The sequence below is a fragment of the Leucobacter sp. G161 genome, assembly GCF_001482305.1.
Classification (GTDB): Bacteria; Actinomycetota; Actinomycetes; order Actinomycetales; family Microbacteriaceae; genus Leucobacter.
Map to the genome: position 1 here is coordinate 116,583 of NZ_LOHP01000046.1, position 21,912 is coordinate 138,494.

19 protein-coding genes are annotated in these 21,912 nt (G+C 64.8%); 8 read left to right on the forward strand and 11 right to left on the reverse strand.

From position 1 onward, the window contains the following. Positions 1–7: 7 nt before the first annotated feature. From AUL38_RS04320 to AUL38_RS04340, 5 genes are all read right to left on the reverse strand, one after another. Positions 8–997 carry an ABC transporter permease gene (locus AUL38_RS04320; protein ID WP_059059457.1) on the reverse strand — a complete coding sequence of 330 codons (990 nt, stop codon included), beginning with the start codon at positions 995–997 and terminating at the stop codon, positions 8–10. A 14-nt stretch (positions 998–1,011) separates the two neighbouring features. After that, a complete protein-coding gene (locus AUL38_RS04325) occupies positions 1,012–2,535 on the reverse strand; it encodes a sugar ABC transporter ATP-binding protein (protein WP_059059458.1) in 1,524 nt (507 codons plus the stop codon). A gap of 93 nt (positions 2,536–2,628) precedes the next feature. Next, the gene (locus tag AUL38_RS04330) at positions 2,629–3,639 is read right to left on the reverse strand and encodes a sugar ABC transporter substrate-binding protein (protein WP_083506572.1); all 1,011 of its coding nucleotides are present in this window, start codon (positions 3,637–3,639) and stop codon (positions 2,629–2,631) included. 83 nt (positions 3,640–3,722) lie between these two features. Beyond that, positions 3,723–5,411 carry a hydantoinase B/oxoprolinase family protein gene (locus AUL38_RS04335; RefSeq protein ID WP_059059459.1) on the reverse strand — a complete coding sequence of 563 codons (1,689 nt, stop codon included), beginning with the start codon at positions 5,409–5,411 and terminating at the stop codon, positions 3,723–3,725. Positions 5,412–5,414: 3 nt separating this feature from the next. Further along, positions 5,415–7,466 (reverse strand): hydantoinase/oxoprolinase family protein, encoded by a 2,052-nt coding sequence (locus tag AUL38_RS04340; RefSeq protein ID WP_235590600.1) that lies wholly within the window; start codon positions 7,464–7,466, stop codon positions 5,415–5,417. Positions 7,467–7,613: 147 nt separating this feature from the next. Between AUL38_RS04340 and AUL38_RS04345 the strand changes: the two genes are divergently transcribed. From AUL38_RS04345 to AUL38_RS04380, 8 genes are all read left to right on the forward strand, one after another. Next, positions 7,614–7,985 (forward strand): RidA family protein, encoded by a 372-nt coding sequence (locus AUL38_RS04345; protein WP_083506573.1) that lies wholly within the window; start codon positions 7,614–7,616, stop codon positions 7,983–7,985. A 137-nt stretch (positions 7,986–8,122) separates the two neighbouring features. Further along, complete coding sequence (locus AUL38_RS04350; RefSeq protein ID WP_059059462.1) at positions 8,123–9,028, forward strand: dihydrodipicolinate synthase family protein; 906 nt, start codon at positions 8,123–8,125, stop codon at positions 9,026–9,028. A gap of 118 nt (positions 9,029–9,146) precedes the next feature. Continuing rightward, positions 9,147–10,154: a proline racemase family protein gene (locus tag AUL38_RS04355; RefSeq protein ID WP_059059463.1), complete on the forward strand. Its 1,008-nt coding sequence runs from the start codon at positions 9,147–9,149 to the stop codon at positions 10,152–10,154. After that, positions 10,151–11,140, forward strand: coding sequence for an ornithine cyclodeaminase family protein (locus tag AUL38_RS04360; protein ID WP_059059464.1), 990 nt, complete (start codon positions 10,151–10,153; stop codon positions 11,138–11,140). Before AUL38_RS04355 ends, AUL38_RS04360 begins: the two co-directional genes overlap by 4 nt. Positions 11,141–11,157: 17 nt before the next feature. Further along, positions 11,158–11,868: a GntR family transcriptional regulator gene (locus AUL38_RS04365; RefSeq protein WP_059059465.1), complete on the forward strand. Its 711-nt coding sequence runs from the start codon at positions 11,158–11,160 to the stop codon at positions 11,866–11,868. A gap of 13 nt (positions 11,869–11,881) precedes the next feature. Then, the gene (locus tag AUL38_RS04370; protein ID WP_059059466.1) at positions 11,882–13,087 is read left to right on the forward strand and encodes an FAD-binding oxidoreductase; all 1,206 of its coding nucleotides are present in this window, start codon (positions 11,882–11,884) and stop codon (positions 13,085–13,087) included. Beyond that, positions 13,084–13,425, forward strand: coding sequence for a (2Fe-2S)-binding protein (locus AUL38_RS04375; RefSeq protein ID WP_083506575.1), 342 nt, complete (start codon positions 13,084–13,086; stop codon positions 13,423–13,425). Before AUL38_RS04370 ends, AUL38_RS04375 begins: the two co-directional genes overlap by 4 nt. After that, a complete protein-coding gene (locus AUL38_RS04380) occupies positions 13,422–14,927 on the forward strand; it encodes an NAD(P)/FAD-dependent oxidoreductase (RefSeq protein ID WP_059059467.1) in 1,506 nt (501 codons plus the stop codon). Before AUL38_RS04375 ends, AUL38_RS04380 begins: the two co-directional genes overlap by 4 nt. 331 nt (positions 14,928–15,258) lie before the next feature. On the opposite strand, the gene AUL38_RS04385 is transcribed toward AUL38_RS04380, so the two are convergent. The 6 genes from AUL38_RS04385 to AUL38_RS04410 form a co-directional block, all read right to left on the reverse strand. Then, positions 15,259–15,969 carry an ABC transporter ATP-binding protein gene (locus AUL38_RS04385; protein WP_059059468.1) on the reverse strand — a complete coding sequence of 237 codons (711 nt, stop codon included), beginning with the start codon at positions 15,967–15,969 and terminating at the stop codon, positions 15,259–15,261. Continuing rightward, the gene (locus tag AUL38_RS04390) at positions 15,966–16,793 is read right to left on the reverse strand and encodes an ABC transporter ATP-binding protein (protein ID WP_083506576.1); all 828 of its coding nucleotides are present in this window, start codon (positions 16,791–16,793) and stop codon (positions 15,966–15,968) included. The genes AUL38_RS04385 and AUL38_RS04390 overlap by 4 nt, the downstream gene beginning before the upstream one ends. After that, on the reverse strand, positions 16,790–17,968 hold the full coding sequence (locus AUL38_RS04395) for a branched-chain amino acid ABC transporter permease (protein ID WP_083506577.1): 1,179 nt from the start codon (positions 17,966–17,968) through the stop codon (positions 16,790–16,792). Before AUL38_RS04395 ends, AUL38_RS04390 begins: the two co-directional genes overlap by 4 nt. A 5-nt stretch (positions 17,969–17,973) precedes the next feature. Beyond that, on the reverse strand, positions 17,974–18,867 hold the full coding sequence (locus tag AUL38_RS04400; RefSeq protein WP_059059469.1) for a branched-chain amino acid ABC transporter permease: 894 nt from the start codon (positions 18,865–18,867) through the stop codon (positions 17,974–17,976). Between the two features lie 86 nt (positions 18,868–18,953). Then, positions 18,954–20,120, reverse strand: a complete 1,167-nt coding sequence (locus AUL38_RS04405) for a branched-chain amino acid ABC transporter substrate-binding protein (protein ID WP_059059470.1) — start codon at positions 20,118–20,120, stop codon at positions 18,954–18,956. A 199-nt stretch (positions 20,121–20,319) separates the two neighbouring features. After that, positions 20,320–21,867: an FHA domain-containing protein gene (locus AUL38_RS04410; protein ID WP_059059471.1), complete on the reverse strand. Its 1,548-nt coding sequence runs from the start codon at positions 21,865–21,867 to the stop codon at positions 20,320–20,322. Positions 21,868–21,912: the final 45 nt, after the last annotated feature.

A 21,912-nucleotide genomic window follows, 5' to 3' on the forward strand; every position in this document is an offset into this window, starting at 1 on the left:
GACGCTGCTAGCGTTTCCGCAGGCGTTGCACGAGCAGACTGTCAGCAGCCACCGCGATCAGGATCAGCGCACCCGTCACGACCTGCTGGTAAGTGGTGTCCCACCCCATGAGGTTAAAGCCGTTCGCAATCACGGTGAGGATGAGGACGCCCACTGCGGTGCGCCAGACAGCGCCCGAGCCACCCATGATGCTGGTTCCTCCGATGACAACCGCCGCGATAGCCGTCAGTTCAAGCCCGGTCGCCATCGCGGGCTGCGCGGATCCCGCACGGGATGCGAGCACCATGCCGGCGGCAGAGCTGCACAGGCCACTGATCGCAAAGACCGAAATGTGGATCAACTCCGTGCGCACCCCGCTCAGCCTGGCTGCTTCGGGGTTCCCTCCCACCGCGTAGATACGGCGGCCGTAGGTCGTGCCCCAGAGCACGAGCCCAAAGACAACCAGCCCGACGACGAGCAGCAGCGTTGCCGCGGATACTCCGCCGAACACCGAGCGCGTCCAGACTCGAAAGCCCTCGAGCTGGTCGCCGAGCGGGGCTACGATGGCCCCCGCGGTGAGCACGACCGCCAACCCGCGGTAGATAATGCTCATCGCAAGGGAGCCGATGAATGAGTGCACCTTGGTCGCGACAATGAGTGTGCCTGTCAACGCGCCAAGAGCGGCTCCAACGCCCAGGGCAAGCACAAACCCGAGGCCGACACCGAACGCTTGTGTGAGGTACACGCCAATAATCGCGGAGAGCGCAAGATTGGCGCTCGCCGAGAGGTCAAAGACGCCGCTCGTGATACACAGGGTCGCCCCAATCGCGATAAGGCCGATCACCACTGCCTGGTCGAGCAGGTTCACGAGGTTCTGTGATGAGAGGAACGTATCGGTAGAGACGGAAAGGAAAATCACCAGCACCAGGAGCCCGATGAGCACTCCGTAGTCCTTCAGATCAATCCTGAATCGACGTCGCGTGGATGCGGGTTCAACCGCAATAGTCTCGGTTTTCATTATTCTTGCTTCTCCTAGAGGAAGGCGGTGGCCATGATGGTGTCGGGCGAGACCGAGCGGTCGTACTCGGCGACGATGCGGCCCTGGCGCATCACGGCTAGTCGGTGGGAGATCGAAAGCACTTCTTCGAGTTCGGAGCTCGCTACAACGACGGCTGTGCCGCGCTCCGCTAGCTCGATGATGAGGTTATGAATGTTCGCCTTCGCTGCAATATCGACTCCGCGAGTTGGTTCGTCGATGAGGAACACCTCGGGCGGGTTGATGAGCCACTTTGCAAAGAGCGCTTTCTGCTGGTTACCACCGGACAGCGCCCCGACGGACACGCGCCTCACCTTGCCGCGGATATCAACACGGGCGGCAACGTGGTCCACCACGCTTCGCTCGACCCCCTGCCGCACGAACCCCGCTATCTGGCGCGAGTCGAGTGACGGCAGTGCGATATTCTCTGCGGCCGACCGCCCGAGGACGAGTCCCTGGTCCTTGCGGGATTCCGGGACGAGTGCGACCCCGCTGCGAATCGCGTGCCTGATGGAATTCTTGCGCACTCGACGCCCGTTGACGTGCACCTCTCCCGAGGTGACACGGTCGCTCCCAAACACAGCGTTCAACGTTTCGCTGCGGCCGCTTCCCATCAGCCCGACAAGCCCAAGAATCTCGCCCTGACGCACGTTCAATGTGATATCAGATATCGCTGAGGTGGTGAGTTTGTCGGCGCTCAGCACCACCGGCGCTCCATCGGCAACAGGCCGTGGCGAACGGGCCAGCGCTTCCACCTGCCGACCCACCATGAGCTGCACAAGGCTGTCAGAGTCGTGACCGCGCGCTGACTCAGTGACAATCTGATCGCCATCACGCAGCACCGTGATGCGATCAGCGATCCCTAAGATCTCCTCGAGGAAGTGGGAGACAATCACAATCGTGGTGCCACCTGCCGCAAGACGGCGAATAACGGCAAGGAGGTTCTCTGTGTCAGCCTCCCCCAGCGCGGCAGTTGGCTCATCGAAACAGATCACCTTCGACCCGCGCGCGATCGCTTTGAGGATTTCGACCTGCTGCGCCTGCCCGAGGGAGAGGCTTGACACCTGCGCATCCGGGTCTAGGTCGAAGCCGCTTTCTGCAATCAGGGTGGCGAGTTGCGCTCGGTCTCTTGCCTGCCGGACGAGTCCGTAGGTGTTCGTCCACCTGCCGAGGAAAACGTTCTCCATCACTGAGCGAGCCGGCACCGGTGCCAGCTCCTGTGAGATCAGTGAAATGCCGTGGTCAATGGCGGAGCGAGGGTTGCCGAGCTTGGTCGGGACCCCGTCGAACAGCACCGTTCCGGAGTCGGCAGAAATCGCGCCTCCCAGGATCTTCAGCAGGGTCGATTTGCCTGCCCCGTTTTCGCCAAGCAGTCCGTGGATCTCTCCCGGTTCGATCGTCAGCGAAACATCGCGCAGCACCGACGTTCCGCCATAGCTTTTCCCGACTGCTTCGAGTGTGATGTGTGGCGCCTTGGCCTCCGCACGAGATTGCGTCTGCATTATCTGGGCGTTGTTCATTGCCGTCCACCTCCGTAACTGTGTTCTGTGCTGGTGTGATGCGCAGGAAAACTCCTGAGGTGGGTGGGCGGCGCCCACCCACCCCAGCGTGAATTACTCTTCGTAACCGGAAACGAAATCAGCCTCGTTCAAGACGTCAGTTGTCCCGAGCCCGCCATTCGGGGCGAGCGAGGCCTGGTCGATTGCGGTTTCCACGTCTTCGCCCTTCGCGTGTTTGAGACCGAGGTCGGCCGCAATCCGACCGTTACCGACGACGTCAAGCGCCCAGATCGCAAACCACTCCCCGCTGCGCACCTTCTCGACCGCTGACTGCGGGCTCCCGTTGCCGATGAACTTCACCTTCGAGTCCGGTCCTGCGACCAGTGCGGCGCCGGCGATGGCCTGGGTCGAACCAATAACGACGTCGACGTCAGGGTTCGCCTGGGTAATGTCCTGGAATGCAGCGCGACCCTCATCCTGGGAGTACCCACCGGTCACCGTGGGCAACGTGGCGATGCTGCTGTCGGCCTGAAGCGTGTCGAGTACCGCCTTCGTGCGGGCGTTTTCGAGGGGAAGCGCGGGGTTCCCTTCCATATACGCAACCTTGCAGCCCGCTCCCGCGTCCGCGCAGGCCTGCTTGCCGAGCTCTGCGAGCGCGGTGCCGTTGCCCACCGGTGGATCGACGATGCTGATGGCGCCCTCGATCTGCGGCTCGGCGGTGTCCATCTCTGGACCGACCGGGGTGAACTCGACAACCACGGTGATTCCGGCGTCGACCGCTTTCTTCAACGGCTCCTGCACGGCGAGGTTGTCATTCGCCTGGATGATGATGACGTCATAGCGCTTCGAGGTGATTGAATCGTTGATCTGCTGCGCTTGCAGCTGCCCATCGAACTGACCGTCAACAAAGGTGGCTTTCGCCCCTGCCTCGGCAGCGGTCTCCTCAACACCCTGGTAGACGGCCTGCGCGAACGAATTGGCGGCAGCGAAGCCGAAGAAGCCAATCTCAAGCGCCTCGTCTCCCGAGCCCCCGGCGTCGCCGCCAGCAGAGGGAGCTGAGCACCCAACGAGCGACACTGCTCCGATGAGCCCGGCCGCGAGGCCAAGCAGAATTCTCTTATTCATGTGTGTTTCCTTCCAAAGTGTGAACCTGTGTCATGGCGTGGTTCCGGCGACTCAGCCGGGTCCACCCCACTCCTGGGGATCGGCTACGCGCTGGGTGTGTAGCCGTAGTGTTTGGTCGCGAACGCCTCCGAGATGAAGCCGTTCTCGATGTCGTACTGCACGGAGGCGGGGTCGCGTTCGGCCGGGTTACCGAAGCCACCGCCACCACTCACATTCAGCTGGATCACGTCGCCACGCTTCATAGGCCGCGCGTTGGCCTTCAGCGCGAGCACCTCACGATCGGTGCCTGGGTTGATCTTCACTTCAGGGCCGCTCGCATCGCCGCCGCCGAAAATGCCCCACGGCGGAGTCTGGGACCGCTCGAACCACAGCCCCACCACGCAGTCTGTGAGGAATTCGTAGCCGCGCGTCACGCCGTTACCACCGCGCCACTTGCCAGGTGCGCCAGAGTCCTGACGGATGCGGTACTCCGTGATCCTGAACGGGTATTTCGTCTCCACCATCTCGATCGGCAGGTCTTGCAGCGAACCATTCACGCTATTGATCAGCGCGGACTCACCGTCTGAGCCCTCCCACGCGCCCCAGCCACCGAGCGTCGCTTCCATCGTCACCCAGTTCCGTGAGGTCCTCGGGTCGAACCCCGCGGTCGTAATAATCATCGAGTCACCGTGCGAGGCGGCAACAACGCGCCCCGGGATCGCGGGTGCGAGGGCTTTGGCGACAAGATCGATCAGCAAGCCGAGATGTGAGAAGTACCACTGGCACGCCGCCGGGGCTACTGCGCCAAGCACCGACCCCTCGCGCACCTGCGTCGTCATCGCTCGAAACGAGCCACCATTCGAATTCGTGTCGGGACTCACAAGCAGCTTGTACCCAACGCGGAGCGCCGATACCGCCTGAGCGACACCGCAGTTCACTGGGCCACGCGTCTGGTCGGCAGACTCGGTCACGTCGAAATCGATCGTGCCACCAGCGACCGTAACCCGGAGCTTGATCGGAATGGTGCGCTCAAGGTCAATGCCGTCATTGTCGAGCATGCCTTCGGCCTCGTACACACCATCCGGTATCGCTTCGACAACCTCGCGCTCAATCTCTGCAGTCTGCCGAAAGATCTCGTCCCGAGCTTCCTCAACTGCCCCAAGGCCGTAGCGCGAGACCAGCTCCTGCATTCGGATCGTCCCCATGCGCAGGGCCGCGATCATCGCGTTCATATCACCGATGGTTTGGTACGGGAATCGCACGTTCGTCTTGATGAGGTCGACGACGTGGGTCTGTTTGCCCGCCTCGTGCAGCTTCACCGGCCCCATCCGGAAGCCTTCCTGGAAAATATCAACCGAGTCCATCGACCCACCAACGTCCTTCGAGCCCATGTCCATCCAGTGGGCCCGGGTCGCAGCGAACCCAACAAGCTGGGCATCTACGAAGACCGGCGCGAAGATCGTGACGTCGTTGAGGTGCGTGCCACCGAGGTACGAGTCGTTCAGGATCCAGACGTCGTCCTCTTTCCAGACCTCCGCGCCATAGAGTTCTTCAACCGCCATGGAGCAGGTCTCGAGGTTGCCGAGGAACAACGGCAGCCCTGCCGACTGCCCGAGTACCTGGTGCTCGGTGTCGAGGAGCGCCACGACACAGTCGCCGCCCTCGTACAGAATCGGTGAGTACGCGGAGCGAATCAGCGTCGCGTTCATATCGTTTGCCGCGCTCGTGAAGGCGTTACGAATGATTTCTACGGTAACCGGATCAATCCGGCTAGCGGCAGTAGTGCTGGACATCGATTAATCCCCCTGGATCTCGAGGTTGCGAATAGTGAGCGCGCCGTGCGACTCCACAGTTACGGAGAATCGGGGCGGGACAACGGTGGTCGCGGTCGCCTCGACCACGATTGCGGGGCCTTCAAAGGTGTGCCCAGCGCCGAGAACCGAGCGATCAACGATGACGGTGTCCCATTCCTGCTGTTCGAACACGACCTTGCGGCGTTCGTGCGGGGACTCTGGCGATGTCGCTGTCGGAATCTGGAGCGAATCAGTGCTGTCGAGTTCGCCGGTGACACGGGTGCGGAGCGCGACCACCTCAATGGGGGCGCCGAGCGTCGCGTGCCCGTAGCGTTCTTCGTACTGCTTGGCAAAGCGAGCACCGAGGGTCTCCATGAACCCATCTTCGAGCGGCTCTTCGGCACTCGTCAGCGGCACCGACAGGAAGAACTCCTGCATCTGATAGCGCACATCGACGGAGTGCTCGGAGAACCGGCGGTCAGCAGGGATACCCTCGTGAGCGAGTTCGTCGAGCGCGCCTCGCTCGATGTCGCGAAGCACCCGACTCATATCTGCCGTATCGAGATCCTCATCGATGAAGAAGTAGGGTTCGGTGAAGTCCTTGCGCACATTTCCCTGCAGCATGCCCCACGCTGAGAATGCTCCCGGGAAGCGGGGAACGATCGTTTCGGCGATCCCGAGTTCCTTCGCCAGGAAGACCGCGTGCATTGGCCTAGCCCCGCCAAAGGCGACGAGCGCGAAATCCCGCGGTTCGATCCCTCGCGAGATGGTGATGGTGCGAATAGCCTGCGCCATCTGCGAGTTGGCAACGTCGCAGATGCCCTCTGCAATCGCCGTCACGCCGAGACCAAGCCGACTCCCGACGGTCTCAAGCGCGGCCTTCGACGCATCGATATCGAGGCTCATCTGCCCACCCGCAAAGTTGCGAGGGTCCACTCGCCCGAGGATGAGGTTTGCGTCAGTGACTGTCGGTTCGGTGCCTCCGCGTCCATAGCAGGCGGGACCGGGTGTCGCCCCGGCGGAACGTGGCCCGACACGCAGGCCACCGGCTTCGATCCAGGCGACCGACCCGCCGCCGGCTCCAATCGTGTGGATGTTGACGACGCTCATGAGCAGCGGCAGCCCCTCGAGCTCGGCCTCTGTTGAGACGTCGGGCGCCCCATCGACCACCAGCGACACATCGAACGAGGTCCCGCCCATGTCCACACCGATGAGGTTCTTTGTTGAAAGAACGTCCGTCAGCTTCTCGCCGCCGATCGCCCCACCGACAGGGCCGGACAGGAGCGTCTGTAGCGGGCGCTGCCTGGCCGACTTTGCTGTGAGAATGCCACCCGATGACTGCATAATGTGCAGTGGCACGTCAACGCCTCGTTCGATGAGTTCCTGCTCAAGATCGATGAGGTAGTTGCGTACAACGGGGCCCGTGTACGCTTCGACAACGGCGGAAGAGGTCCGCTCGTATTCACGCCACTCCTTCGCCGACTCGTGGGAGAGCGAAACCGTGAAGTCTGCTCCCAGCTCCTCGAGCAAGATCTCCCTGGTTCGCAACTCGTGCGCCGGGTTCTTGTAGCTGAAGAGGTAGGCAACGGCGACGGCGCCATGGCCCTCCGCACGCACCCGCTGGGCGGCGCGGCGAACCGCATCCTCGTCGAGTGAGACGAGCTCGTTCCCGTCGTATTCGAGGCGGCCAGCGATACCGACAACGTCCTTGCGCTCGAGAAGCGGTGCGGGCTTGCGATACTGCGCGTTGTAGAGCTCCTGCCTGGGCCCGCGTGCAATGTGGTACGAGTCTTCAACGCCATCAGTGGCGAGAAGCAACACCTGCACACCGCGGCGCTCCAGGAATGCGTTCAGGCCCTGCGTGGTGCCGTGGACCACGAAATCGATCTCTGATAATTCCTCGACAAGGGCGCCAAGGCCCTCGATGACGCCTCGACTCAGCTCCCCAGGAGTGGTAGACGCCTTAGTGGCGGTGTACTCCCGTGTGTCTTCGTTGTAGGCAACGATGTCGGTGAACGTGCCACCGATGTCCATCGATACGCGGTACTTGCTCAAGACGCCTCCCTTGGCTTCTTTGCGGTTGGTATTGGTGAGATTACGTAGTCCCGCATTGTGCGCCCAGTGCATTTCCTCCCCTGAGGAGCTGCGCGTTTGTGCATATTGCCCGAGGTGGCATCGCGAACGCCGCCTTACTGTGGCTCCATGACAACGCAGTTACCTCTCGGCACATTCGGATCCGCTCGAGTCGCTCAAGGAATGGTCTTCACGTCTGGCAAAGTCGGCGTCAACGAACACGGTGTTCGGCCCGAGTCCTTTGCAGATGAGGTTCGGGCGGCAATCGCCGACCTTGCCAAGACCTTGGAGGAGCACGGGTCCCATCTCGGTGCACTGCTACAAGTGCACTGCATTCTGAGCGACATGGATCAGTTCGATGAATTCAATTCCGTGTACGCCGAACTCATCCCCGACCCTGCGCCACCGCGGTTCACTCACGGCGGCGCGCTGGTGCAGGACTTCCGCTTCGAGATCGTGGGCATCGCGGAGGTGCTGGGCTCCGCGCACCTGCACCCCTAGGCGCCCTCGGTCCGGGGGCACGGAAGGCTGCACATCCCGCGGTCTTGCGTTCCGCCCAGAACCTGGGTAATCTGTGCAATGTCACACACCACGAGTGGCCCAAGTACTCCCACCCCATTCCTGAAAGGAATATCTCAATGGCTGAGAAGAAGCCCTGGCACGGCGTAATCGTCGCGTCCGCTCTGCAGTTCAAGGAAGACCTCTCGGTCGACTACGACAAGTTCGCAGAGCACGTCCAGTTCCTTGCAGACAACGGCTGCGACGGCATCGCGCCGAACGGTTCGCTCGGCGAGTACCAGAACCTCACCGAGGCTGAGCGCGCAAAGGTGATCGAGGTCGCCGTCGACGCGGCGCCCAAGGGCTTCCCGGTCATGGCTGGCACCGGCGCGTACGGCGCCATGGAGTCGCTCCGCTGGGCAGAGCAGGCAGCCGAGGCAGGCGCTGACTGCGTCATGCAGCTCCCGCCGAACACGTTCCGCGCGAACCACGAGCAGGTGAAGCACCACTATGCGACCGTCGCCAAGGCCGGACTGCCAATCGTGGGCTACAACAACCCGCTCGACACCAAGGTCGACCTCATCCCCTCGCTCATCGCTGAGATCCACGAGGCTGGCCACATGGTTGGCGTGAAGGAGTTCACGGGCGACCCCCGCCGCATCTACGAAATCCAGGAGCTTGCTCCGACGATGGACATCCTCATCGGCACCGATGACTCGGTCCTCGAGGTCGGCATCGCCGGCGCCGTCGGCTGGGTCGCTGGCTACCCGAACGCGATCCCGCAGGCCACCGTTGAGCTCTACAAGCTCTCGACCTCGGGCAACGTTGCCGATCTCGAGCGCGCAAAGGTCATCTACCGCGACCTCCACAAGCTGCTCCGCTGGGACACGAAGACCGAGTTCGTCGAGTCAATCAAGCTCTCCATGGACGTGCTCGGCCTGTACGGCGGCCCCTGCCGCCCGCCGCGCCTGCCGCTCGCCAAGGAGGTCGCCGACCAGATCATCGCCGACACCCGCGAGGCTGCCGAAAAGGGCTACGGCAAGTAGAGTTCGCAGTACCTTCGGGGGTGGATCGTGCGGCGTTCTCGCCGCACGATCCATTCCCGTCTCTCGGGATCACTGACCCCACCCACCCCACCCCTATTTTTCTTCAGAAGGGCCCCACATGCGCACGTCCCGCGTCTACCACGCCGTTGATTCGCACACCGAGGGCATGCCGACCCGCGTCATCACCGGCGGTGTCGGCACCATCCCAGGCAACACGATGGCCGAGCGCCGCACCTGGTTCATGGAGAACAACGACGAGCTGCGCGAACTCCTCATGTTCGAGCCGCGCGGCCACGCCTCGATGAGCGGCGCGATCCTGCAGCCCGCCACCCGCCCCGACTGCGACTGGGGCGTGCTCTACATCGAGGTCTCCGGCTGCCTCCCCATGTGCGGCCACGGCACCATCGGCGTCGCCACCGTGCTCGTCGAGACCGGCATGGTCGAGGTCACTGAGCCCGTCACGACGATCCGTCTCGACACCCCCGCTGGCCTCGTCATCGCCGAGGTCGCCGTGAACGACGGGCAGGCTGAGAGCGTCACCATCACGAACGTGCCCTCGTACTCGGAGCGGCTCGACGCCTCGGTCGAGGTGCCGGGTCTCGGCACCGTGAAGTACGATCTCGCCTTCGGCGGTAACTTCTACGCGATCGTGAAGCTCGACGAGCTCGGCATCGAGTTCCGTGAGGATCGCGCCAACAAGGACGAGCTCATCAAGGCCGGCCTCGCCATCATGGACGCGATCAACGAGGAAGATGCCCCGGTCCACCCCGAGCGGGCGGACATTCGCGACTGCCACCATGTCTACCTTGAGGCTCCCGGATCCACCGCTGAACGTTCGCGCCACGCAATGGCGATCTACCCCGGCTGGTTCGACCGCTCCCCCTGCGGCACCGGCACGAGCGCGCGCATGGCGCAGCTGCACGCGCGCGGCGAGCTGCCGCTCGACCAGGACTTCATCAACGAGTCGTACATCGGCTCACGCTTCGTCGGTCGACTCGTCGAGGAGACGACCGTCGCCGGCCGCCCAGCGGTCATTCCGAAGATTACTGGCCGCGCATGGATCACCGGCACGGCCCAGTACATGCTCGACCCAACCGATCCGTTCCCGAAGGGATTCCTGCTGTGACTCACACCCCCGCTCCGCAGAGCATCGATTTCTTCTCCGCCGATGAGGTGCGCGAGCTCCTCACCTTCGAGACGGCGATCAATGCCCTCGAGACCGCGCTGCGCGACGGCCTCACCCCGGAGAGCGACGGGCCGCGCCTGTTCGCGGACGCCCCGAACGGTGAGTTCCTGCTTATGCCTGCGCAGAGCGCGACGTTCAGCGGCGTGAAGGCGCTCACCCTCGCGCCAGAGAACCCGGATCGCGGACTCGAAAAGATTCAGGGCCTCTACATTCTCTACTCGTCAGACACCCTCGCACCGCTCGCGGTGATGGAGGGATCCTGCCTCACCGCGATCCGCACCCCGTCAGCGACGCTCACCGCGGTGCGGCAGCTCGCGCGCCTCGCACCCGCTGGCGCAGAGCTCGGCACCGACCCGAAGATCCTCATCTTCGGCGCGGGCACCCAGGCGATCGAACACATCCGCGCGGCACTCGTCGACTTCCCCGACGCCTCCTTCGAGGTCATCGGCCGCCGCCCGGAGCGAGTCAAGGCACTCATCGACACCCTCGCCACGGCCCCCGAGACCAGCCACGTCTCGGTCACCGCGCCAAGCGACCACGAGGCAGCTATCTCGGCAGCCGACATCATCCTCACCATGACCACCGCCACCACCCCACTGTTCGACGGCGCCCTCGTCGCCCCGAACGCGATCGTCGCGGCCGTGGGCACCCACGGACTCGATGCCCGCGAGATCGACGACGCCCTCGTACTGCGCTCGGATGTCGCAGTCGAGGGCCGCGGGTCCGCGCGCCGCGAGAACGGCAACCTCGCTACTACCTACGACGATGCGAAGTGGGAGTCGCAGCCACCCGCAAACCTCCAAGACCTCGTGCTCGGCAACTTCACGCGCACCCTCGGCCGACCTGCGTTCTACACCGGGGTGGGCATGTCGTGGGAGGATCTTGTGTGCGCGAGTGCTGTCTATACAGCGCGCACGCGCCCATAGCCACAGTAGGAGCCCCCATGTCCACGCAGCCTTCCCCCTCCCGTCGCCTCACCCCGCTGAAGCGACCGCTCAACCTGCGCGAAACCGTGCTCGAGCAACTCCGCACCGCCATCATCACCGGCGAGATCGCTGAGGGAGCGCTCGTGTCCGCGCCGACGCTCGGGCAGGCGCTCGGGGTGTCGGCCACGCCAGTACGCGAGGCGATGATGGATCTCGCACGCGAGGGACTCGTCGAGACGATCAAGAACAAGGGGTTCAGGATCACAACGATGACAGACAAGGAGCTCGACGATCTCGCCGCGATCCGCCTGCTCATCGAACCGCCGTCGATGCCGGCCGCCGTCGGCCGCATCTCGGAGGAAGGCTTCGACGAGCTCGAGCGCATGGCAGACGCGTGCCTCGTCGCCGCGGAAACCGAGGATCTGCAGGAGTACCTGCGATATGACCGCGAGTTCCACCACTTCGTGCTCACGCACATCGATAACCCGCAGCTCACTGAACTCGCGACATCGCTGCGCACCCGCACCCGACTTTACGGCCTCAAAGCACTCGCACAGACCGGGCGTCTCGGGCCCTCAGCTCACGAACATCACGAGCTCATCCGGCTGCTCCGCAACGGCGACGGCGCAGGGGCCGAGCAGCTCATGCGCGCCCACATTGGCCATGCCCGCACCGCTTGGGCAACCGGAACCGTCGACGCAGACCCCGCAGACGCACCCATCTCATGACAGGAAGCCCAGCATGACAGAGCGCACAGACGTCGTCATCATCGGCGCCGGAATCATCGGCGCAGCAACCGCGTACTTTGCAACGCTGCAGGGACTCACGGTCACGGTGGTCGAGCGCGGGCTCCCCGCGAGCGGAACGACATCGCGCTGCGAGGGCAACATCCTCGTCTCCGACAAAGAGCTCGGCCCCGAGCTTGAGCTCATGCGCTACTCGATCGACACCTGGAAGGGTGAGCTCGCAGAGTTCGGCCACCTCTGGGAGTTCGAGTCCAAGGGCGGCATCATCGTTGCTTCACGTGAAACAAGTCTCGCCTCGCTCGACCGAGTCACTACCTCTCAGCGCTCATTCGGCATCGTCGCCGAACCGCTCGACATTCCCGCGCTGCGCGAACTCGAACCCAACGTCACCGACCATGCCCTCGGCGCGGCGTTCTACCCCGAGGACCGTCAGGTCCAACCGATCCTCGCGGCCTCTCATCTGCTCCGCCTGGCTCGCGATCGTGGCGCGAAGCTCGTCGTGAACGCGCCCGTCACCGCGCTGCTCCGCGCCGGCGATCGCGTCACCGGGGTTCGCACTCCGCAGGGTGAATTCTCCGCGGAGCATATAGTCAACACCAGCGGCACGTGGGCGCCAGAGATCGCCGCCATGGCCGGCGTGAATGTGCCCGTGAACCCGCGCCGCGGCTTCGTCCTCGTCACAGAACCACTGCCGCCCATGGTCCACCACAAGGTGTATGCCGCAGAGTACATAGACAACGTCGGCAGCGGAGATGCGGGCCTCCAGTCCTCACCCGTGGTCGAGGGCACCCCTGCCGGGACGATCCTCATCGGGTCCAGCCGCGAGCGCATCGGCTTCGATAGCACCGTGAGCACCGACGCCCTTCGACAGATCGCCACCAACGCCATCGAGCTGTTTCCGTTCCTCGAGAAGACCCGCATTCTGCGCCACTATCACGGCTTCCGGCCGTTCTGCCCCGATCACCTTCCCGTGATCGGCCACGACCCGCGTGCACCCGGCCTCTGGCACGCTTCCGGCCACGAGGGCGCCGGCATCGGCCTCTCCGTCGGCACCGGAAAACTCCTCGGGCAGGCCTTCGCAGGGCTCGAACCCGACATGCCCCTCACCCCGTTCAGGCCAGAACGCTTCGACGAACCGGGGTACGACGATCACGGGCCGACAGCGGACTCGACACAGCTAGGAACGGAGGCAGCCGCGTGAGCGCCACCCCGAACACCACGCCCTCGGGCGAGGTCCACGCCACCTTCGAGGGCGAACCCATCGCATGCGCGCCGGGAGCGAGTGTCGCTGCGGCCCTCATCGCCACCGGCAAGAACGCCTGGCGTGAGACCCGCACGGGTGCAAGCCGCGGCCTGTTCTGCGGCATCGGCGTCTGCTTCGACTGCCTCGTCGACATCGACGGCGAATCGGGCCAGCGCGCCTGCATGATCCCGCTCGCTGATGGCATGGACGTGCGCGGGGCAACGGGCCCCGGGGCGACCGAGCACCCCTCGGGCACCGTTGGAACCGATTCGCGGGAGGCGGGTGACGCAGCATGAGCGGCGCAGAGACTTCAGAGCTGCGATCCACAGCGGCAGCCCCGCGCTTCGACGTTGCCGTCGTCGGGGCTGGACCCGCGGGCCTCGCCGCTGCGGCGGCCGCCGCAGCGGGCGGTGCTCGGGTCGCCGTAATCGACTCCGCTGAGCAGCCCGGCGGCCAGTACTGGCGGCACCGCTCCGAAGCCGCGGGTGTCACCGACGGCGGCGAGTACCACCACGGCTGGCGGGAATACCTCTCGCTCCGCGCCCGCTTCGACGCGGGCATCGCGGCTGGCACGATCCACTACTTTGCCTCGACCTCTGTGTGGATGGCCCGGGCGCTCTCCACCCTTCCCGAAACCAGCTTCGCGCTCGAGCTCGCCCCCGCTCACGGCGGGGGTCGGAGCGCGGTGCCAACGCTCCGCGCCACAACGCTCGTGCTCGCGACCGGCGGCTACGACCGGCAGCTCCCCGTACCCGGCTGGCAGCTCCCCGGAGTCATGGCCGCGGGCGGCATTCAGGCCTTCGTCAAACAGAACGGCATGCTGCCCGGCAAGCGCTTCGTCATCGCGGGAACCGGCCCCTTCCTGTTACCGGTTGCCGCGAACATCACGCAGGCCGGCGGCTCGGTTGCCGCCGTGCTCGAATCTGCGTCGCTCATGGGTTGGATCCCCCGCGCGCACCGCGCCGCCGGAGTCCCCTCTAAAGCACTCGAGGGCGCAGGCTACGTCGCGGCATTCGTGAAGCACCGGGTCCCCTACCGGATCCGCACCGTCATCACCGAGATTCTCGGCCCCGACCATGTCACCGGCGTCCGCACCGCGAAGGTTCGTGCCGACGGATCGATCCTCTCAGGCAGCGAACGCGAGATCACCGGTGTCGACGGCGTCGGGCTCGGCTGGGGCTTCACGCCGCAGCTGGAACTCCCCGTGCAGTTGGGCGTGCAGACCCGCGTTGACGTCGACGGCTCGCTCGTCGGCGTCGTCGCCGAGGCGGGCCGTTCCTCGGTTGCCGGCCTGTTCCTCGCGGGTGAGGTCACCGGCGTCGGCGGAGCTCCGCTATCGGTGCTCGAAGGGGAGATCGCGGGCCGCGCCGCGGCGGGCGATGCCACCGGCACGACCGCGTCGCTCACCGGCGCTGAGCGGCGAACGCTCGCCCGCAACCGATCCTTCGCCGAAGCAATGCACCTCGCGCACCCCGTGCCCGCAGGCTGGGCGGATCGCCTCACCCCCGACACCACCGTGTGCCGCTGCGAGGAGGTGACCGTGGGCGAGATCGGGCACGCCCACGACGACCTCGCCGCACACGACCTCCGCACCGAGAAGGGCCTCACCCGTGCCGGGATGGGCTGGTGTCAGGGGCGCGTCTGCGGCTTCGCGGTGTCGTGCCTGTCTGCCGGGGCCGGCGCTGTTGGCGGCGAGGCGATGCCCTCCGCGGGTGACGCCGCGGTCTCACTGGCACAGTCGGCGAAGCGCCCGCTTGCGCAGCCGCTCCCCCTCAGCGCGCTGCGCAACCTGGACTAGTGCGCGCGGCGCTCCCCAGCCCTTATCGCTCCGGCTTCTCCTCCTCTGCGCCGCTTCTGCGCGTCGTCTGCGCGTCGTCTGCGCGTCGTCTGCGCCGCTTCTGCGCCTCCCCGACGTCCTCCCAGTCCCTATTTATTCAGACTGAGCCCTACCAGTGCCCCACGAGGCTCGGCAAGGATTACACGGGGTTGAATAGCCGGCAGCACGTCCTACTAGGCTCGCCGCGCTGCCTCGAGAGTAGGCACGTGCGGAAGAAACTGTCAGCGATCGATAGCATTTCTGCCCCGCGGCCCTGGGTCGGCCCCGCGCTAAGCGCTAGGCCGACCCAGCGCTACGCTCCGAGGTACGCCTCGATAACGCGGGGATCCTCCGCAAGCTCCGATGCCGGCCCCTGCAGTGTCACGCGCCCCGATTCGAGCACGTAGGCCCGGTCGGCGATCTTCAGCGCCGCTTTTGCGTTCTGTTCAACGAGCAACACGGTCGTGCCTTCCTGGTTCACCGCCCGGATGATGTCCATCACCTGTTTCACGATGAGCGGTGCGAGCCCCATCGAGGGCTCGTCGAGGAGGAGGAGCTTCGGCCCGCCAACGAGCGCGCGCCCGAGGGCAAGCATCTGCTGCTCGCCGCCCGACAGCGTGCCTCCCTGCTGATCGCGCCGCTCGGCGAGTCTCGGCATGAGCTCGTAGGCGTGGTCGGCTCGGGACGCGATGAGCTTCTGGTCCTTCACCAGATACCCGCCGAGCAGCAGGTTCTCGTGGACCGTCATCGTCGAAAAAATGCGACGTCCTTCGGGAATGTGCAGCAGGCCGGCACCGACCATATCCCACGGCTGCAGCTTCGCGAGGTCCATGTCACCCCAGGTGACGCTGCCACTCTTCGCCCGCACGAGGCCGGAGATCATCGACAGCGTCGAGGTCTTGCCGGCGCCGTTGTTGCCGAGCAGCGACACGATCTCGCCCTCGTTGACTTCCAGGCTGAGGTTCCGCAGCGCGTGCACCCGGTTGTAGTACAGCTCAACATTCTCGAGTACGAGCGTGCTCATTCCTCTTCCTCTCCGAGGTATGCGGCGATAACCAGCGGGTTGTTCTTAACCTGCTCGGGGGTACCGTCTGCAATCTCTTTCCCGTAGTTCAGCACGACGACGCGCTCGGAGATCTCCATCACGAGGCCCATGTCATGTTCGATGAGCACAATGCTCACCCCGATGTCGCGGATCCTGCGGATGAGCCCCATCAGCTCGTTCTTCTCGTTGTGGTTGAGGCCTGCTCCCGGCTCGTCGAGCAACAGCAGCTTGGGCTGTGTGGCAAGCGCCCTGGCGATCTCGACCCGACGCTGCTCACCGTAGGGGAGCTGCGTGACGAGTAGCTCGTCGTCGGCCCGGAAGCCGACAAAGTCGAGCCAGCCACGCGCATCCTCGGTGCACTGCGCCTCGCTGCGCTTGTAGCGCGGCGTGTGCAGCATTGCGTCGAAGACGTTTTGCCCGAGGTGCGAGTGCATTCCGGTTTTCACGTTTTCGAGCACGCTCATGTCCGAGAACAGTCGCACGTTCTGGAAGGTGCGCGCCATCCCGCGCGTCGTAATGTACGACGGCTTGCGCCGGGTCACGGGCTCGCCGTCAAACACGACCGTTCCCTCGTTCGGGCGGTAGAAGCCGGAGATGCAGTTAAACGCACTCGTCTTCCCGGCACCGTTGGGCCCAATGACGGACACGCTCTCTCCCTCGTGCACCGAGAAGCTCAGCCCGGCGACGGCCTTAATTCCGCCGAAGGAGACCGCGAGGTCTTGCACTTCGAGGAGCACGGGCCGCGAATCAGTCGGGGCCGTGCTCTGCCCGGCAACGGGTGCCGGTGTCTGGGTGGTGGTCATCGCGTTCCCTCCTGATCCGGTTCTGCTGCAGTGTGCGGATCGGCATCGTCGTGCACCTCACCGGCGTAGTCGTCGTCGACGCCCACCACTCCGACAGTCGCCGTCGGCGGGATCTCGGGGATCTCACGCTTCTTCAGGAACGGCAGCACGGCGTTCGCCGGCCAGATGCCCTGTGGCCTGAAGATCATGGCGACGACAAGGAGCACACCGAACAACAGGAAGCGCCATTCGGAGAACTCCCGGAGGAACTCCGGAGCGAGCGACACGAACAGCGCACCGATGATGACGCCCGGTGTGGATCCCATGCCGCCGAGGACGACGGCCATGAGCACGAGCGCGGAGTAGAGGAACTCGAAACTGTTCGGCGAGATCGCCGACAGATGCCCGGCCATGAGGGTGCCAGCGAAGCCGCCCCACACCGCTCCGATGATGTACGCGGCGAGCTTCGTCGTATAGCCGTTGATGCCCATCGCTTCGCTGACGTCCTCGTCGTCGCGCACGGATTTCCAGGCCCGGCCGAGCTTGCCCTTGCCGAGCCGGGCGACGGCGACAACCGCGAGGCCGATGCCGACGATGAGCACGAAGTAGTAGAAGAGGATCTTCGGCCCGAAGTGGATGCCGCCGATCTCGAGGCCGTCCGCGAACGACCATCCGAAGAAGGACCAGGTGGGGATGCCGTGGATGCCCGAGGGGCCGCCGGTGATCTTCAGGTTGTTCGCGGTGATGCGGATGATCTCGCCGAAGCCGAGGGTGACGATCGCGAGATAGTCGGAGCGTAGCCGCAGTGTCGGCCCGCCGATGACGATGCCCGCGATGATGCAGGCGATGACCACGAACGGGATCGTCTCGAGCATCGACAGCCCAAACTGGGTGGTGAGGATGCCACTCGTATATGCCCCAACCGCCATGAAGGCGATGTAGCCGAGGTCCAGGAGCCCGGCGTACCCAACGACGACGTTGAGGCCCATCGCGAGCACGATGTAGATCATCGCCGATGTGAGGATCGAGATGAGGTACGGCGTTGCCGTGATGAAGGGCAGCGCGAGGGCCGCGATAAACAGCACCGCACCGACGATCTTCATGAACCGCTCAGGGGCGAGCAGCCCGGTTATTGGCGCTGGCCGCTGGATGAACGGCTTGGGCGCCACGAGGCGCGGAACCGATGTCTTTGCCATGTGGATCACACCCTTTCAACCACGCGCTCACCGAGCAAGCCGGTGGGGCGGAACACGAGGAACAGAATGAGGAAGCCGAACGCGAAGACATCGCGCCATTGGCCGCCGAACCACGACGTGCCAAATGACTCAAGCAGGCCGAGCACGATCCCGCCGAGCATGGCCCCGTAGAGGTTGCCGATGCCGCCAATCACGGCTGCGGTGAACGCCTTCAACCCGATCACGAACCCCATGAGGAAGTCGATGGTGCCGTAGTACGCAGCGGCCATCACCCCCGCGGCGCCTGCGAGCGCCGAGCCGATGAAGAACGTGCGCGAGATGACGCGGTTCACGTTGACGCCCATGAGCAGGGCAGCTTTCTGGTCGAGGGCGATCGCGCGCATCGCGCGGCCCTCTCGTGAGTGCATAACGTAGCGCTGCAGCCCGAACATGAGGATCGCAGCGACGAACATAAGGACGATCTGCGGCATGGTGACGCGCGCACCCAAGATCTCGAGCGGTTCCCCCTGGAGGCGGATCGGGAACACGAGCGGGCTCGCGCCGAAGATCTGGCGCACCGCATACTCGAGGGTGAACGAAACCCCGACAGCGGTAATGAGTGCCGCGAGGCGTGGGCTCGTGCGGAGTGGCCGGTAGGCGATCCGCTCGATGGCGACCCCAATGCCGCCCGTGAGCAGCATCGTAATCAGCAGCACGAGGAGGAGGACAGGGATTGAGCCGAGGCCGAACAGCCCCGTGAATCCGCCGAGGACGACGAATGCGAGGAATGAACCGAGCATGTAGAGATCGCCGTGAGCAAAGTTCAGCAGCTTAATGATGCCGTAGACCATGCTGTAACCGAGGGCGACGAGAGCGTAGAACGAGCCAACGAAGAGCCCGTTCCAAATGAGTTGGAACACAGGTGAACCTCTCTGCGACGTTGAGGAGGGGTTGGAGGGGAGGGTGATCGGCTGAGCTGGACCCTCAGCCGATCACCGCTGGGCCCCTAGGACAGGTCGTCGGAAAGGATGAACGCGCCCTTCTCGCCGGTGGGCGAGACGATGACGAATCCGCCACCCTCGCGCGAGCCGTCGGCTGCGAAGGTCAGGTCGCCTGACAGGAGCGGGAAGCCCTTCATGCCTGCGAGTGCCCCGTTCACCGCTTCGGCGTCGGTGCCGCCAGCCTCTTCCATTGCGGCTGCGATGACCTTGACTGCCTCGTAGGTCTGCATCGAGTAGGGGCCGGGGTCGGCCTTCGCGAGCTCAGTGTAGGCCGCGACCCACTTGTCGCCGCCCTCGAGCATGTCTGGGGTGCGCGTGAAGGTGCCGAAGACGTTGTCGATCGCGGGCCCCGCGATCGCCGCGAGCTGTGCATCCACGGAACCGTCACCCACGAGCACGACGCCGTCGTACCCGGAGGCACGCAGCTGGTCGATGAGCAGCCCGCCGGCCTGGTAGTAGCCGGTCCAGTAGATGAAGTCCGGGCTCACCCCGAGCACACTGTTGATGTTCGCCGCGAAGTCCTTCTCGTCGGGGTTGACCGACTCGCGCTTCACGATGTTCAGGCTGCCGGCCTGCTCTTCGAACGAGTTCGCGAGGTCGACGGAGTAGTCGGTGTTGTCGTCGATGAGGACGACGTTCTTGGAACCGAGCTTCTCGGCGTATGCGATCGCGGCGGCGGCCTGCTGGGTGCCGGTGCCGTTGATGAGAAACGCCCCCTGGTCAACAAGCTTGGTCGAGTTCGCTGCGGGGATGACCATCGGCACCCCTGCTCCCTCGAACACCGGGAGGGTCGGGAGAGTCGCACCCGAGCAGTAGCCACCGACGGAGCCGTGCACGCCGGCGCTCACGAGCTTGTTTGCGGCCGAGACCGCCTGAGTTGCGTCGCAGCCGTCGTCTTCGGTGACGAGCTCGAGGTCGCGGCCATCGACCCCGCCCTCGGCGTTGATCTCGTCGATGGCGAGCTGCGCACCGAACTTCATGTAGTCGCCGAAGGCGGCCTCAGAACCGGAGAATGGGGCGAGCATGCCGAGTTTGATCGGGCCATCGCTCGATCCACCGCCGTCACCACCCGCGAGCCCACCAGAGCATCCGGTCAGCACCAGTGCAGCCGTGGCCGCAATCGCACCGAACGTCGCCAGTCTCCGCACACGTGAGTTAGAACGTGAAATCATTGACGATTCCTTCCAATCATTCATCATTGAATATTGAGCGGGAGATGCGTGCTGCGCCACAAGGACCGTCATTGGTCATAGGTCGCGACGCTCGCAGGCCCCGTCAGTGCAATGTTACTGATTTAGTGGAAGAGCGCAAACAATCTAGGTCACGATTCCGAAACGGTCTCGGAGTCGCCCTGAGATATATCGGGTGGATTTACTCCGAGATACGCAGTCGCGCTTCGAGTGTTCCAATCGTGAGATACTCCACGATCTCGACCTGTTCCCCAGGCGTGAGCTCCGTCTGCTGACCGAAAGCGTCATAGACGAAGACGCCATTCGTTGACTGCAGATCCTCGACCGTCCAGACGTCACCTGCGCGACGCAACCGCGCGTGTGACTTCGAGAGCGTGCGGGTCGCGTCATGAACCACGAGCACGTCTGATTCGTCGACCGCGACAGGCTTCCGCCCCAGCACGATGTCGTCTGACAGGAGTTCGTGTGTCTGCCCGTCGGGCAGCTCGAGCACCCAATGAGTGCGGCGCGAAACGACGACCGTGCGGTCAAAATCGTCGTCCACGGGCGAGGTGTCTGTGGCGGGCGCCGGGCGCGCGACCGGTGTTGAGACGACCTTCGGCGCGGGCCGAACCGGGGCGACGACCTCGGCGTCTTGCACTGGCGCTACGGCGGGAATGGCAACGGGCACGGGCACGACAACGGGTTCAGGCTGCGACTCCCGCGCAGGCTCGGGCTCAGCGGTGACGAGAGGATCCGGTGCTGCGACGTGATCCGGTGCTGTGACGTGATCCGGTGCCGCGACCTGCTCCGGTGCCGCGGTGGGCTCCGGTTCTTCCGCAACGGGGGCGGACTGAGCAACGGGCGCGGGCTGAGCAACGGGGACGGGCTGGACAGCGGGCGCAGGCGCCGCGGCAGGTGCGGGCTGTGGCCAGGAGAACGGCCGCAGATCCTGCCCATTCCCGAAGGAAGTTTCCCGTGCGGGGAGTTCCTCCCCAGCAAGTCGCAAGAAGTTGCCCTCGGTGGTCTTCCCAAATCCCCACGGGTTGTTCTGGGGCAGCGGGGCCGGGGCCGCAATCCCGGGGCTCACTGCGCCCGGCATTGCCGGGACCGCCGGCACTGCTGGAGCCGCTGCTTCATCGCTGTCCGGAGCGATCGGGGCCTGGTGCTCGATTGACGATGCAGGTGCCGAGGGGCGAACCTGCGGCTCCTCCGAGCCGGGTGCTGCGGGCCGCAACCCCGGCACTGGTGGCATCGTAAAGCTGCCCTGCGTAGGCGCAGAGACCTGCTGCGTTGGCTGCAGCAGCGGATAGACCTGGCCGTCCGCCCCGTACTCGACGAGCCCGGCGCCGCCCGGAACCGCGCCGTAGCCGCCGTCCTGCACGCGACTGCCGAGAAGTGTCGCCCACAGGGGCGGAAGCAGCGCCCCGAGCACCGTCATCCCGGTGGTCTCGCCGTGTTCGCGGTTGATGCGATGCATCGTGAGAATCGACATCACGTAGGTGATGATCGACAGCCCAGGGATGACCGAGAAGATGGCGGTCCATCCGGGAAGGCCGGCGCGCTCGATAAGCCGCCATTGGTTCCAGACGGGGATCCATCCGTGCACGGCTGGGAGCCCAATCAGCGGGAACAGGCGGGCGAGCGCCCACAAGTACCATACGTAGACCGCCACACCGACGAGCGACCAGATACCAAAGATGGCAATGATGGCCCCGCTAAATCCTGGGAATCCTAAACCGTCGGACATGTGCTCCTCGCCTCTACCAGCAATCTCCTGATGCAGATAACGCTA

Coding starts and splice junctions, on each gene's coding strand:
- AUL38_RS04320 (WP_059059457.1), bottom strand. CDS start 997: ATGAAAACCGAGACTATTGCGGTTGAACCCGCATCCACGCGACGTCGA.
- AUL38_RS04325 (WP_059059458.1), bottom strand. CDS start 2,535: ATGAACAACGCCCAGATAATGCAGACGCAATCTCGTGCGGAGGCCAAG.
- AUL38_RS04330 (WP_083506572.1), bottom strand. CDS start 3,639: ATGAATAAGAGAATTCTGCTTGGCCTCGCGGCCGGGCTCATCGGAGCA.
- AUL38_RS04335 (WP_059059459.1), bottom strand. CDS start 5,411: ATGTCCAGCACTACTGCCGCTAGCCGGATTGATCCGGTTACCGTAGAA.
- AUL38_RS04345 (WP_083506573.1), top strand. CDS start 7,614: ATGACAACGCAGTTACCTCTCGGCACATTCGGATCCGCTCGAGTCGCT.
- AUL38_RS04350 (WP_059059462.1), top strand. CDS start 8,123: ATGGCTGAGAAGAAGCCCTGGCACGGCGTAATCGTCGCGTCCGCTCTG.
- AUL38_RS04355 (WP_059059463.1), top strand. CDS start 9,147: ATGCGCACGTCCCGCGTCTACCACGCCGTTGATTCGCACACCGAGGGC.
- AUL38_RS04365 (WP_059059465.1), top strand. CDS start 11,158: ATGTCCACGCAGCCTTCCCCCTCCCGTCGCCTCACCCCGCTGAAGCGA.
- AUL38_RS04370 (WP_059059466.1), top strand. CDS start 11,882: ATGACAGAGCGCACAGACGTCGTCATCATCGGCGCCGGAATCATCGGC.
- AUL38_RS04380 (WP_059059467.1), top strand. CDS start 13,422: ATGAGCGGCGCAGAGACTTCAGAGCTGCGATCCACAGCGGCAGCCCCG.
- AUL38_RS04385 (WP_059059468.1), bottom strand. CDS start 15,969: ATGAGCACGCTCGTACTCGAGAATGTTGAGCTGTACTACAACCGGGTG.
- AUL38_RS04390 (WP_083506576.1), bottom strand. CDS start 16,793: ATGACCACCACCCAGACACCGGCACCCGTTGCCGGGCAGAGCACGGCC.
- AUL38_RS04395 (WP_083506577.1), bottom strand. CDS start 17,968: ATGGCAAAGACATCGGTTCCGCGCCTCGTGGCGCCCAAGCCGTTCATC.
- AUL38_RS04405 (WP_059059470.1), bottom strand. CDS start 20,120: ATGATTTCACGTTCTAACTCACGTGTGCGGAGACTGGCGACGTTCGGT.
- AUL38_RS04410 (WP_059059471.1), bottom strand. CDS start 21,867: ATGTCCGACGGTTTAGGATTCCCAGGATTTAGCGGGGCCATCATTGCC.